Annotated in this window: 15 protein-coding genes and 1 tRNA gene; 4 read left to right on the top strand and 12 right to left on the bottom strand. The window is 53.7% G+C overall.

The genetic code is table 11. The features are described 5' to 3' along the window. Positions 1 to 17 precede the first annotated feature (17 nt). From pheS to IXC47_RS05845, 9 genes are all read right to left on the bottom strand, one after another. Positions 18 to 1,034 (bottom strand): phenylalanine--tRNA ligase subunit alpha, encoded by a 1,017-nt coding sequence (gene pheS / locus IXC47_RS05885; RefSeq protein ID WP_175626728.1) that lies wholly within the window; start codon positions 1,032 to 1,034, stop codon positions 18 to 20. A 129-nt stretch (positions 1,035 to 1,163) separates the two neighbouring features. Then, positions 1,164 to 1,523, bottom strand: a complete 360-nt coding sequence (gene rplT / locus IXC47_RS05880; RefSeq protein WP_175626727.1) for a 50S ribosomal protein L20 — start codon at positions 1,521 to 1,523, stop codon at positions 1,164 to 1,166. Positions 1,524 to 1,551: 28 nt separating this feature from the next. Then, positions 1,552 to 1,749: a 50S ribosomal protein L35 gene (gene rpmI / locus IXC47_RS05875; RefSeq protein ID WP_124574982.1), complete on the bottom strand. Its 198-nt coding sequence runs from the start codon at positions 1,747 to 1,749 to the stop codon at positions 1,552 to 1,554. A 161-nt stretch (positions 1,750 to 1,910) separates the two neighbouring features. Next, complete coding sequence (gene infC, locus IXC47_RS05870) at positions 1,911 to 2,432, bottom strand: translation initiation factor IF-3 (protein WP_124574983.1); 522 nt, start codon at positions 2,430 to 2,432, stop codon at positions 1,911 to 1,913. 58 nt (positions 2,433 to 2,490) lie between these two features. Beyond that, on the bottom strand, positions 2,491 to 4,398 hold the full coding sequence (gene thrS, locus IXC47_RS05865; protein ID WP_195874962.1) for a threonine--tRNA ligase: 1,908 nt from the start codon (positions 4,396 to 4,398) through the stop codon (positions 2,491 to 2,493). A 222-nt stretch (positions 4,399 to 4,620) separates the two neighbouring features. Then, positions 4,621 to 4,697, bottom strand: a tRNA-Val gene (locus IXC47_RS05860). Between the two features lie 105 nt (positions 4,698 to 4,802). Continuing rightward, positions 4,803 to 7,079, bottom strand: a complete 2,277-nt coding sequence (locus tag IXC47_RS05855) for a RelA/SpoT family protein (protein WP_195874961.1) — start codon at positions 7,077 to 7,079, stop codon at positions 4,803 to 4,805. A 7-nt stretch (positions 7,080 to 7,086) separates the two neighbouring features. Continuing rightward, positions 7,087 to 7,437, bottom strand: coding sequence for a RidA family protein (locus IXC47_RS05850; RefSeq protein ID WP_195874960.1), 351 nt, complete (start codon positions 7,435 to 7,437; stop codon positions 7,087 to 7,089). Positions 7,438 to 7,470: 33 nt separating this feature from the next. Then, on the bottom strand, positions 7,471 to 8,337 hold the full coding sequence (locus IXC47_RS05845; protein ID WP_195874959.1) for an alpha/beta fold hydrolase: 867 nt from the start codon (positions 8,335 to 8,337) through the stop codon (positions 7,471 to 7,473). 153 nt (positions 8,338 to 8,490) lie between these two features. Here IXC47_RS05845 and IXC47_RS05840 point away from each other — a divergent pair, with 153 nt between their 5' ends. Further along, the gene (locus IXC47_RS05840) at positions 8,491 to 9,285 is read left to right on the top strand and encodes a 3-hydroxybutyrate dehydrogenase (RefSeq protein WP_195874958.1); all 795 of its coding nucleotides are present in this window, start codon (positions 8,491 to 8,493) and stop codon (positions 9,283 to 9,285) included. Positions 9,286 to 9,307: 22 nt separating this feature from the next. Here the strand turns inward: IXC47_RS05840 and IXC47_RS05835 are convergent, their stop codons facing one another. Both IXC47_RS05835 and IXC47_RS05830 read right to left on the bottom strand, forming a co-directional pair. Continuing rightward, positions 9,308 to 9,961: a CoA transferase subunit B gene (locus IXC47_RS05835; RefSeq protein ID WP_175626722.1), complete on the bottom strand. Its 654-nt coding sequence runs from the start codon at positions 9,959 to 9,961 to the stop codon at positions 9,308 to 9,310. An 18-nt stretch (positions 9,962 to 9,979) separates the two neighbouring features. Further along, positions 9,980 to 10,678, bottom strand: a complete 699-nt coding sequence (locus IXC47_RS05830) for a CoA transferase subunit A (protein WP_175626721.1) — start codon at positions 10,676 to 10,678, stop codon at positions 9,980 to 9,982. Between the two features lie 104 nt (positions 10,679 to 10,782). On the opposite strand from IXC47_RS05830, the gene IXC47_RS05825 reads away from it, so the two are divergent. From IXC47_RS05825 to IXC47_RS05815, 3 genes are all read left to right on the top strand, one after another. Next, entirely contained in the window at positions 10,783 to 11,367 is a 585-nt protein-coding gene (locus IXC47_RS05825; RefSeq protein ID WP_230089413.1) for a LuxR C-terminal-related transcriptional regulator, read from the top strand. A gap of 85 nt (positions 11,368 to 11,452) precedes the next feature. Continuing rightward, entirely contained in the window at positions 11,453 to 11,839 is a 387-nt protein-coding gene (locus tag IXC47_RS05820; RefSeq protein ID WP_195874957.1) for a hypothetical protein, read from the top strand. A 28-nt stretch (positions 11,840 to 11,867) separates the two neighbouring features. Continuing rightward, entirely contained in the window at positions 11,868 to 12,272 is a 405-nt protein-coding gene (locus IXC47_RS05815; RefSeq protein WP_195874956.1) for a DUF1801 domain-containing protein, read from the top strand. A 55-nt stretch (positions 12,273 to 12,327) separates the two neighbouring features. Here the strand turns inward: IXC47_RS05815 and IXC47_RS05810 are convergent, their stop codons facing one another. Then, positions 12,328 to 13,104: an SDR family oxidoreductase gene (locus IXC47_RS05810; protein ID WP_175626871.1), complete on the bottom strand. Its 777-nt coding sequence runs from the start codon at positions 13,102 to 13,104 to the stop codon at positions 12,328 to 12,330. Positions 13,105 to 13,175: the final 71 nt, after the last annotated feature.

Here is a 13,175-nt window from a genome sequence, read left to right as displayed (position 1 = left end):
CCGGCTTGTCACTGCTTTTAGTTGAATTGTTTGAGAAACCGCAAATCGCCTTCGTAGAACAGGCGCAGATCATTGATGCCGTAACGCAGCATGGTCAGGCGTTCGAGGCCGGAGCCAAACGCGAAGCCAATGAATTGTTCCGGATCAAAACCCATATTGCGCAGCACGGTAGGATGAACCTGACCCGCACCAGATACTTCCAGCCAGCGACCTTTCAGCGGTCCGCTACCGAAAGCGATATCGATCTCAGCCGATGGTTCGGTGAACGGGAAGTACGATGGACGGAAACGTACTTGCAAATCGTCGGTTTCAAAGAATGCTTTGACGAAGTTGAGGTAGACGCCCTTGAGGTCAGCGAAGCTGATGTTTTCATCGATCCACAAGCCTTCGACCTGATGGAACATAGGCGAATGGGTAGCATCGCTATCGACACGGTAGGTACGACCCGGCGCGATGACTTTGATTGGTGGCTTGTTCATGCGCGCATAGCGCACTTGCATCGGGCTGGTATGCGTACGCAGCAGCAAAGGCTTGCCGAGCGTGTCTTTGCCTTCGATGTAGAAGGTGTCTTGCATCGAACGCGCAGGATGGTTTTCCGGGCTGTTCAATGCGGTGAAATTGGTCCAGTCATTTTCAATTTCCGGGCCGTCGGCAACGTCAAAGCCGATGGAACCGAAGATTTCTTCCACGCGCTGCCATGAGCGCATGACCGGGTGGATGCCGCCGGTGCCGCGACCGCGACCTGGCAGGGTGATGTCGATAGCTTCTGCGTTCAGACGCGCTTCCATCTGTGCATTCGATAATGCATCGCGGCGCGCAGTCAGTGCTGCTTCTATCTTTTCTTTGGCGGAATTAATGACAGCGCCCTGGGCCTTGCGCTCTTCCGGCGCGAGCTTGCCCAGGCTCTTCATTTGTTCGGTGATCTGTCCCGTTTTACCGAGGTACTTCGCTTTCGCGTTTTCCAGCGCGGCGGCATCTTCTGCGGCGGCGAAATCGGTCTGGGCTTGGGTGACTAATTGTTCGAGGTGATTCATGCGGTTTGTTCTCGTCCTTTGCAAGGAAGCCGAAAAGGAAAGCAAAAATAAAACGGGGCATAGGTATGGAACCCTGCCCCGCTCGGATATTGCTGCACCGTCCGCAGACGGTGCATACGATCACAACACTTAAGCAGCGATGTTTGCTTTCACCTGATTCACAATTGCAGCGAATGCCGGTTTGTCCATCACAGCCATGTCGGCCAGGACCTTACGGTCCAGTTCGATGGATGCGCGTTTCAGACCGTTCATGAACACGCTGTATGTAACGCCATGTTCACGTGCTGCTGCATTGATACGGGTGATCCACAGAGCGCGGAAAACGCGTTTTTTGTTACGACGATCGCGGTATGCATATTGGCCAGCGCGCATAACTGCTTGCTTGGCAATACGGTAAACCTTGCTGCGACGACCACGGTAGCCTTTGGCTTGGTCGAGGACTTTCTTATGACGGGCCCGTGCTGTGACCCCACGTTTTACTCTAGGCATGATTACTCCTTAATAATTGAGTGTGAGGTTAAGCGGTAGGCATCATTGCGCGTACGGAATTCATGTTGGTGTCATGGACACCGACAGCACCGCGCAATTGACGTTTGTTTTTGGTGGTTTTTTTGGTCAGGATGTGACGTTTGAACGCTTGACCGCGTTTAACGGTACCACCCGGACGTACACGAAAGCGCTTTTTGGCGCTGCTTTTCGTTTTCATTTTAGGCATGACACACTCTGTCCTTTTAAGGGACAGTTCCATTTTATATGATTGCAGGTGGCAACAATTTCGTTACGCTTGGATGCCTGCTTTCACTTGTTATGCAGCGGAATCAAGTCCACTGCTATTTTGTGTAAATCGTCCGTTGCCGGACGATTCGCACGAAATTCTTATTTCTTTTTCTTCGGCGACAGAACCATGATCATCTGACGACCTTCCATCTTCGGCCATTGTTCAACCTGGCCGTATGGTTCGAGATCTTGTTTCAGACGTTCCAGCATTCTTACGCCGATATCCTGATGCGCCATTTCACGACCGCGGAAACGCAGTGTGATTTTGGTTTTATCGCCGTCTTCCAGGAATTTGATCAGGTTGCGCAGCTTGATGTTGTAATCACCATCATCGGTACCAGGCCGGAATTTGACTTCCTTCACCAGAATAACCTTCTGTTTCAGCTTGGCTTCGTGCGCCTTCTTTTGTTCCTGGTACTTGAACTTGCCGTAGTCCATCAGGCGTGCGACTGGTGGTTGCGCAGTTGGCGCAATCTCAACCAGATCGACATTAGCCTCTTCCGCCAGGCGGAAGGCTTCTGCCAGAGTGACGATACCGAGCGGCTCGTTTTCTACACCAGTTAAACGTAGCTCAGGCGCTGTAATTTCACCGTTGATCCGATGCGACTTGTCAGTAGCTATTGCAATTTCCTTTTAAAATCAAATAATTAAGCCGTGCTCTTGCGCTATGGGTTGCCCCTTAGGCTTTGGTATCCATCTCGTTTTTGAGACGTTCCACCAATAAATCGACAGGCATTACACCCAGATCGACATTGCCTCGCGCTCGCACGGCCACTGTACCTGCGTCCCGTTCTTTATCGCCAATTACGATGATGTACGGCAGCTTCTGAACGGAATGCTCGCGTATTTTATAGGTAATTTTCTCATTACGCAAATCCAGGTGCACCCTAAACCCTTGTTTTTTCAGGTTTTGTGCAACAGCCTGTGCATATTCGGCCTGTGCGTCAGAGATGTTCAGCACGGCAATTTGCACCGGAGCTAGCCATAATGGCAATGCACCAGCGTAATGTTCGATCAAAATACCAATGAAACGCTCGAGCGAACCAACGATGGCCCGGTGCAACATAATCGGCGTTTTACGGCTGTTATCAACTGCGACATACTCGGCACCCAGGCGACCCGGCATCGACGGATCAATTTGCACCGTACCCACTTGCCATGCGCGACCCAGGCTGTCCTTCAGGTGATATTCGATTTTCGGACCGTAGAACGCGCCCTCGCCCGGCAACTCAGTCCAGGCAACACCACAGGCACGCAGCGCGGAACGCAGCGATTCCTCGGCGATATCCCAGCTTTCTTCAGTGCCGATACGACTATCCGGACGCAAAGCCAGTTTGACATCAATATTTTCAAAGCCGAAAGCTGCATACACCGCCATCGCCTGCGCGTGGAATGCTGTAACTTCTTCAGCAATTTGCTCTTCTGTACAGAAGATATGGCCGTCATCCTGCGTAAAGCCGCGCACGCGCATCATGCCGTGCAAGGCGCCGGATGGCTCATTACGATGGCACTGGCCGAATTCGCCGTAGCGCAAAGGCAGGTCGCGATAGCTGCGCATATCGCTATTGTAAATTTGTACATGACCCGGGCAGTTCATAGGCTTGAGCGCGTATGAACGGTTTTCCGACTCGGTCACGAACATGTTTTCGCGATAGTTATCCCAGTGACCGGTTTTTTCCCACAGGCCGCGATCCAGGATTTGCGGTGCTTTGACTTCCTGGTAATCGTTGTCCTGGTAGACCTTGCGCATGTATTGCTCAACCTGTTGCCAGATCGACCAGCCTTTTGGATGCCAAAAGATCAAGCCTGGCGCTTCTTCCTGGAAATGGAAGAAATCGAGCTGCTTGCCCAGCTTGCGGTGATCGCGCTTCTCGGCTTCTTCCAGCATGTGCAGGTAAGCTTCCTGCTCTTCCTTCTTGGCCCAGGCGGTACCGTAGATACGCTGCAGCATTTCATTCTTGGAATCACCACGCCAGTACGCACCGGCCAGTTTCATCAGCTTGAATACTTTCAGCTTGCCGGTCGACGGCACGTGCGGTCCGCGGCACAGGTCGGTGAACTTGCCTTCGGTGTAGAGCGAAACTTCCTGGTCTGCCGGGATGGATTCGATGATCTCAGCCTTGTACGCCTCACCTATCGATTTGAAATAGGCAACAGCTTCATCACGCGGCATGACTTTGCGCGTAACCGGCTCATCCTTCTTCGCAAGCTCGGTCATTTTCTTTTCGATCGCGACCAGGTCTTCCGGCGTAAACGGACGCTTGTACGAGAAATCGTAGTAAAAGCCGTTATCGATCACAGGGCCGATGGTGACTTGCGCATCAGGGAACAATTCCTTGACCGCGTATGCCAGCAAGTGGGCAGTCGAATGACGGATCACATCGATACCTTCGGCATCCTTGTCCGTGATGATAGCCAGGTCGCTATCTTTATCGATCAGATACGAGGTATCGACCACATCGCCGTTGACCTTGCCTGCCAATGCCGCTTTGGCAAGGCCAGTGCCAATATTGGCGGCAACTTGCGCTACGGTGACAGGCGCATCAAATTCACGTTGCGAACCATCGGGAAGTCGGACTGTAATCATTTTGCTCTCCGTTTCAGCGGGACCCTGCATGCTGACGCTAGACTGGATAAATTGAACAACAAAAAATGCGGACGAAAAAAAACGCGGGCTAGCCGCGCTTTTTCAATGGTAATGACGAAAAAGAACCCGACTTAGCGTCGCCTGGAAACCAATGTGGTTGCCGTTCGCGGTGTCATAACCGGGTTGCCTTTCTCGCTCTTACAGGTTTTACCAATTTTTCGTTGGTAGGCACGATTGGACTCGAACCAACGACCCCTACCATGTCAAGGTAGTGCTCTAACCAGCTGAGCTACGCGCCTAAAGAAGCGAAATTATAGCGGCAAATTATTTACTTAGCTAGTGCTTCCGTGAACTAAGTGCAAAAAATTCATCGCCATTTGATTTCGCCAGCGAAAAACAGCTCATCAATGCCGCTTGGCTTCCAGCACACCGCTGACTTCGCGGATCACGTTCAGCGCTTTCTGCAATTGCGCGGTCGAAGCAATTTCTGCAGTAAAGGCCATACGTGCCTGCCCTTTCACGCTTTGCGTGCTGACGCCGATCACATTGATTTTTTCACGCAGGAAAATATCCGAGATGTCGCGCAGCAAGCCTTGCCGGTCGCCGGCCAGCACGAAGATGTCGACCGGATACACAGTGGCCGACTCCGGCCTGCCCCAGGCAGTCTGGATCACACGCTCCGGTGCCTTGTTGCGCATCTCGACGAAATTCTTGCAATCGGCACGATGGATGGACACACCTTTGCCACGCGTAATGAAACCGACGATTTCATCCGGCGGTGCCGGTTTGCAGCACTTTGCCAATTGCGTCATCAAGCCATCGGTGCCGACCACCAGCACGCCGGACTTGGCGCCATGCACCACGCTGGACGCACGGCTCTTGCGCGGGATGACCGCATCTTCCGGTTCGGCAGCATTCGGATCTTCGCCGTGCAGGGCCTGCTCTACCGTACGCAGGCTGAACTCATCCTTGCCCACCGCCAGGAAGAGATCATCTACCTTGGAGAAGCCCAGCTTGTGCGCCAGTTCTTCAAGGTTGACAGCTGTTTTACCTTCGCGCTGCAAGGTTTTTTCCACCAGGCCACGACCATGCGACAAGGTCTCTTGCATATCGATCGCATTGAACCATGCGCGCACCTTGGCGCGGGTACGCGAGCTTGCCGCATAGCCAGGTGACAGCCAGTCACGCGACGGACCGACAGTACCGGTCACGGTGCTAACGCCCTTGGCGGTAATGATGTCTACGGTCTGGCCGTTCTTCAGCACAGTATTCAACGGTACCAATACGCCATCGACACGCGCACCACGGCAGCGATGTCCGACATCGCTGTGCAAGTGATAGGCAAAGTCGATAGGCGTCGCGCCATTTGGTAATTCGATCACGCGCGCCTGCGGCGTCAAGACATAGATGCGATCATCCAGCGTCGCCGACTTGAGTTTCTCGACCCAGTCGCGGTGCACTTCTTCCTGTCCGACGACGGTATCAACCACCTCGCTTTTCCACGCCAGCAACTGGCGCAACCAGGCAATCTTTTCGTCGTACTTTTGCCCGGAGAAGTTCGAACCGCCGGATTCCTTGTAACGCCAGTGTGCGGCTACGCCATACTCGGCGAAGTCGTGCATATCGTTGGTGCGCACCTGCACTTCGAGCGGACGTCCGTCCTCTGCAATGACGATGGTGTGCAGCGATTGATAGCCATTCGGTTTCGGGCGCGAAATGTAGTCGTCGAATTCTTCCGGTATTGGCGCCCAGATGTTGTGGATGATGCCCAGCACCGTGTAGCAGGTTTTCACATCGTCGACGATCACGCGGAATGCGCGTACGTCATACAGATCGGAAAACTCGATCGCCTTGCCGCGCAATTTGCTCCAGATACTGAAGATATGTTTGGGGCGACCAAAGACTTCCGCCTTGATACCGGCAGCGGCCATTTCCGATTGCAAACGTTTGATCGCGTTGGCGATGAAGGCTTCGCGCTCGACGCGCTTTTCTTCGAGTTGCGAGGCTATGCGTTTGTAGGCTTCCGGCTGCAGGAAACGGAAAGATAAATCTTCCAGCTCCCATTTCAGCTGCCACACGCCGAGACGGTTAGCCAGCGGTGCATAGAGATCGAAAGTCTCACGTGCATATTGTTTCGAACGTTCGTTCTGTACCTTGTTATCAGCGAAATAGCGCAGCGTGGTCACGCGGGTGCCGAGACGCACCAGCACCACGCGCATATCGGATGCCATCGCCAGCAACATCTTGCGTACGACTTCGAGTTGCGCTGCTGCTTCCTGCGCCGCATTCTTGCTGCGGGCAGCTTCATGCTGGACGAAGGTGACTTCGTGCAGACGCATCAATTGCCGCACACCCTGCACCAGATTATTTACTTCCGTACCGAAGCGCTCTTCTATCTTCTCGGCCGCGGCCGGGTCAACGGTTGCCAACTCGAACAACAAGGCTGCAATCCGGGTATCGGCATCAGTTTCCAATTGAGAGAGAACAGTGGCGACGCCTTGCGCAAACTCGAAGGTATCCTGTTCACTTTCAAATGCATCCTGTCCGGCCGAGACATTTTTACCGCTATAAATCGGTTTGACGAAGGCGAGCGCATCCATCACGCGCGCACTGTCGTGTTCGGTCAAACCAGAGCGAAGTAGCTCTTGCGTATCGCTCTGTGATGAAGCTAAGGAAACCATTTAAAACCTAAGAAGATGCTGCAACTACAATTATCTCTACCAGGCGCTTAGGATCAGGAAACTGCGCACCCACTGTGGCGCGCGGCGGCGTGTGGCCTTCCGGCACCCACTCGTTCCACGCTTCATTCATCCCGTCAAAATCCTTGACGTCGGCAACAAAAATCTGACACGACAAAATACGCGTCTTGTCGCTGCCCGCTTCCGCCAGCAGACGGTCAATATGACCCAGCACTTCGCGGGTCTGCCCCTGGATGTTTTGTGTCGTGTCTTCGGCGATTTGTCCCGCCAAGTATACCGTGCCGTTGTGTATCGCCACTTCGGACAGCGTATCGCCTATGTGCAAGCGTGTAATGTTCATCATGTATCCAATATAAAAACCGACCTGGAAATATCAAGCCAGCAAAAAATTCTTCGCGATTGCAATCTGGTCTGCATGCAGGAAAGTCGGCGCGTGGCCTACCCCTGGCAACTCGACAATTTGTGCTTTCGGCCCGCGTTGTGACATCGCCTGCACTGTTTGGTTCGACAACAAATCCGACTCGGCACCACGTATCACCAGCGTCGGACAGGTAATGGCATCGTAGGCAGCCCACAGACGCTGGGTGTCTGCCTGCACGCTATGCACGGTAGTTGCCTTGAATGGCACAGCAATCCCGGGATCGTATGTAAACACCCATTGCCCGTCGGCATCCTGATGCATCACGTCCGCCGCCAGCTTGCGCCACTGCGGATCACTATGCTGACCAAAGGACAGCGAAATTGCCCGCACATAATTCCATGCCTCATCAAAAGTTGCGAAGCGTACATCCTTGCCAACGTATTCACCTATCCGTGCCAGGGCCACCGCATCCATTTCCGGACCGATATCATTCAGTATCAGTCGGCGTATCGGATTCGCAGGCAGTGATGCAAGTGCCATGCCTATTACGCCACCCAGCGATGTTCCCAGCCAGTGCAGCTCACTTACACCGAGGCGCGCGATCAATGTCACCATATCGCTGACGTATTGTGGAATCTGGTAGTACTGCGGATCCAGCAGGCGACCGGAGCGACCACGTCCGACCACATCCGGACAGATCACGCGATAATCACGGGCCAGCTCTTGCGCCAGCATGTCGAAATCGTCGGAAACACGGCTCAGGCCATGCACGCAAACCAGTGTTTTGGGATTGTTACTATCGCCCCATTCCTTGTATGCCATTTGATGCAAGCCAGTCGGGGAAAGGCATTGCACGGACTTGATTTGTAGCTGGGTCATATGTCTCGCCATCAGGTAGTCGGCGCGTGGTGCGCGACAATTGCGGTTTTCTCTTGTTGATTTCTTGTCTCTTTATTGCTTCTTTTTTTGCGCTTACGCGTAGAATCTTACCAAAGATCGCTACGCAGAAACTTTCAGATTGAAAGGCAGACCATGCAAAAAGCTCCTCTACACGGCAAGACCGCGCTGGTAACCGGCTCGACTTCGGGCATAGGATTGGGAATTGCGCAGGCACTGGCGCAGCAAGGTGCCGATATCGTGCTCAACGGTTTCGGTGATGCGAATGAGATCAAGACACTGCAAGCAGCATTGATGCGCAAGCATGGCGTCAAGTGTGTGCATCATCCGGCAGACATGTCGAAACCGGCAGAAATCGCCGCCATGATGGCCTTTGCTGCCGAGCAGTTTGGGGCTGTTGACATCCTCGTCAACAATGCAGGTATCCAGCATACCGAAACCATAGAAGACTTTCCGGTTGAAAAATGGGATGCCATCATCGCCATCAACCTGTCCTCCGCTTTCCACACTACCCGCCTCGCACTGCCTATGATGCAGGCGAAGAACTGGGGCCGCATCATCAACATCGCATCCGTACATGGACTGGTCGGCTCGGTACAGAAATCAGCTTATGTCGCAGCCAAGCACGGCATCGTCGGCCTGACCAAAGTAACAGCACTGGAGATGGCGCATACTGGCATTACCTGCAATGCGATATGTCCGGGCTGGGTTTTGACGCCGCTGGTGCAGAAGCAAGTGGATGCGCGCGCCACCCGTGAAGGTTTGTCGGACGAGGCAGCGAAGAAGGATCTGGTTTCAGAGAAGCAGCCGTCCGGCGAATTTGTCACGCCGCAGCAATTGGGTGCGCTCGCTGTATTCCTCTGCAGTGAGGCTGCAGTACAGGTGCGTGGTGCTGCGTGGAATATGGATGGCGGCTGGACTGCACAATAAGTCCAGCGCCCTGCTCTCAGCGTTATTGCAGCTTGCTGCTATCCAGCGGTACGCCGGTGCCGGCCTGGATTTCTTCCAGCGTGACACCTGTCGCCAATTCGACTAACTGCAAACCTTGCGGTGTCACATCCATCACACCCAGATCAGTGATGATGCGATCGACCACCGCAACACCCGTCAACGGCAGGCTGCATTGCGGCAATATCTTGTGCGATACCGTACCGTCCTTAGCACGCGCCACATGCTCCATCAATACCACGATACGTTTGACACCTGCAACCAGGTCCATCGCACCGCCCATGCCCTTTACCATTTTGCCGGGGATCATCCAGTTCGCAAGGTCGCCTTGTGCGGATACCTGCATCGCTCCCAGCAAGGCGATATCGATTTTGCCGCCCCGTATCATGCCGAAGGAATCGGCCGAACTGAAATAAGATGAACCAGGCAAGGAAGTGACCGTCTGCTTGCCGGCATTGATCAGGTCGGGATCGATTTCATCTTCAGTCGGGAACGGTCCAATGCCGAGCAAGCCATTCTCCGATTGCAACCAGACATGGATATCGTCCGGCACGTAATTCGCCACCAGCGTCGGCAAGCCTATGCCGAGGTTGACGTAAGCACCGTCCTGTAATTCCTGCGCTGCACGCGCTGCCATTTCTTCCCGGGTCCAGGCCATGTGATGTCTCCGTGTTGATTAGCTTGCACGCAGGGTGCGTTGCTCTATCCGCTTCTGCGGATGTGCATTCAGCACGATGCGGTGTATGAAGATGCCCGGTGTGTGCACGTGATCCGGATCGATTTCGCCGATCTCGACCAGCTTTTCGACTTCGACCACGGTGATTTTCCCGGCCATCGCCACATTCGGATTGAAGTTGCGCGCGGTACGGCGATAAACGAGGTTACCGGCCTTGTCTGCCATATACGCTTTGACTATCGACACATCCGCAACCAGCGATCGTTCCATCACGTATTTTTCGCCATCAAATTCGCGCACATCCTTACCTTCAGAAACCACGGTACCGACACCGGTTTTAGTAAAAAAAGCAGGTATGCCTGCACCACCAGCGCGCAATTTTTCGGCCAGTGTTCCTTGCGGCGTGAATTCCAATTCCAGTTCGCCGGCCAGGTACTGGCGTTCGAATTCCTTGTTTTCACCTACATAGGAGGCAATCATTTTCTTGATCTGGCGTGTTTGCAGTAACTGGCCCAGACCGGCATCGTCCACCCCGGCATTATTGGAAATAGCGGTCAGGTTTTGCACACCGGAGTCGCGTAAGGCGGCAATCAGGGCTTCCGGGATACCGCACAGTCCAAAACCGCCGACCGCGATGGTTTGTCCGTCCCGGACTATATCCGCCAGTGCGGAAGCCGCATCAGGATAAACTTTGTTCATAGGCACCCTTCTTTGTGTAGAGTAAACCGCAACGGAACAACAAAAGTGCATCTGCCAGCATACGGCGGCGCTGTCATAGTCACAATACCGTAGAACTACGAGGAATGAAGGCTGAATCCGGCATGAATGAACGCGCAGACATCGATTATGAAAGCATATTCCGGCATGCGCCTATCGGCATGTGCATATCGCAACATCGCGTCATGCATGACTGCAATCACGCGCTGGCGGTGATGTTTGGCTATGAGCATGGCGCGCTGAACGGACTCTCATTCGCGCAGCTCTACCCAAGTTATGTGGAATTTGAGCGGACCGGCGCCCGCATCGTTCCCATCATGAATGCCAAGGGTTGTTATTCGGACGAGCGCATCATGAAGCGTGCAGACGGGCAATTATTCTGGTGCCATGTGAGCGGACGGGCGCTGCATAGCGAAGACCCGCATGCTGCCGGCATCTGGACTTTTGAAGATTTGAGTGAGAAACGTCCGGTCACGGCCGAACTGACACCACGTGAGCGTGAAATTGCCGCGCTGCTAGTAGACGGCAAAACCAGCAAACTGATCGCCAAGCAAATCGGCCTCAGTCCGCGCACGGTGGAAATGCACCGGGCCAAGCTGATGCGGAAATTCACCGCAACCACATCCAGTGAATTGGTGAACCGCTTGCTCGGCGTGGCGCGTCAAATATAAAATTAAACGCTAGTAGAGATCATCCTTTTGCTACTGCGTTCTTGTATCCTGCCCTTCTCCTTTGCCCAAAGACTGGAGCCGATAAATGCACACGAATCCTGGTTCTCTTCGCCTTGTTGCGATATTCACCCTCGCTTTCCCCCTCCTCGCCATGGCGCAACAAAAAGCTTGCCTGATGGAAGGCAGCTTCACCGTCGCAGGCGAAAAAACAGAGATCAAGGATTGTTTGCAAAACAATGGCATCCCACATGGGCAATTCGTCGAAACCTGCAATAGCCTGTCGCAAGCGACGGCAGCATTCGGCGGGCCACCTGCCAAGACGACCTATATGGCAGCTTGCCCGGCCCAGGCACAAGGCGTCTGCGTGGGATTCTTTGGGCAACCTTTAAGCAGCCACTATTACAAACGCGACCCCAAGACTTTAGCCTCTACCAAATCGGGATGCCAGGCTCAAGGCGGGAAGTGGCAGTAAGCGTCTGATCGTCACCGAGCGCTTCATCGTGAAACCCTTTGCGCATCATCAGGTCCAGGCCAAATTTGACGCATACCCAGCCAAGGCACGTCGGCGCTTGCTAGACCTGCGTGAACTGATTTTTCAGACGGCGGAAAATACGGACGGGGTCGGTGAACTGGAAGAATCGCTGAAATGGGGCGAGCCGGCCTACATCGGAAAAAACAAGGCGGGCACGACGATACGTATGGACTGGAAAGCAAAGGATCCACTGAACTACGCAATGTACTTTCATTGCCAGACCAGTTTGGTCGCAATGTTCCGGACCATGTTTCCACATGACTTCGCATTCCAGGGTAACCGTGCCCTGATCCTCAAACTGGAAGACGAGCCGCCGCAAGATGCAGTGGCTATCTGTATAGCCGCAGCCCTGACCTACCACTTGAAGAAATGAAACGAACACTGATTTCCATCTGAAGCCGGTCAGATGGAAATCTTTGACATCAGAATTACTGCACGCTCATGCCATCGTCAGCAGTCATGATGGCACCGTTGATAAAGTGCGATTCCTCAGCCGCCAGCAACAGCAACAAACCATCCAGATCCTCGGGTTTTCCTATGCGTTTGCGTGGCAACATTTCCAGTACTTGTTGGCCTTGTTCACTCTTAAAATAGTCAGCATTTATTTCGGTGCCGATATAGCCGGGACAAATGGCATTAACGTTAATACCAAACTTGCCCCACTCCAGCGCCATCGCTTTGGTCATGTGCACCACGGCAGCCTTGCTGATGCAATACAGACCCAGTTCCGGTACCACGCGCAAACCTGCAACCGAACCGATGTTGATAATGCGGTGCTGCTTTTTGGGATCGCCTTTGTAGCGGGTTATCATGCGTTTCGCGACTTCCTGCGCGACGAAAAATGCGCCACGCTGGTTGGTGTCCATCATGTGGGCATAATCTTCCGGCGTCACATCAACCAGGCGCTGGCTGGCCGAGACGCCGGAGTTGTTAACCAGGATATCAATCGCGCCAGTTTCAGTTTCGGCATGCGCGATTGCGGACTTGATGCTGGCGTAATCAGTGACATCCAGGCTGACGACCTGGGCGGCTCCGCCTTCAGCTTCGATCTCGGCGCGCAATTCTTTCAGGCGATCGACCCGACGTGCGGCCAAGATGACCTGCGCACCCGCCATCGCCAATACTTTTGCAAAACGTGCACCCAGACCACTGGAAGCACCGGTAACAAGGGCTACCTTGCCCTCAAAATTGACTTCTATACCCACTGAATTCCCCTGATTGTTGACGCACTGCAAATAAAAATGCATGACTTACGCGTTATGATTACACGAAAGCG

It is taken from the genome of Herminiimonas contaminans (assembly GCF_015645465.1).
GTDB classification, from domain to species: Bacteria; Pseudomonadota; Gammaproteobacteria; order Burkholderiales; family Burkholderiaceae_D; genus Oxalicibacterium; species Oxalicibacterium contaminans.
The sequence above is the reverse complement of the archived record's forward strand: the minus strand, read 5'-3'. Positions and strand labels throughout refer to the sequence as shown.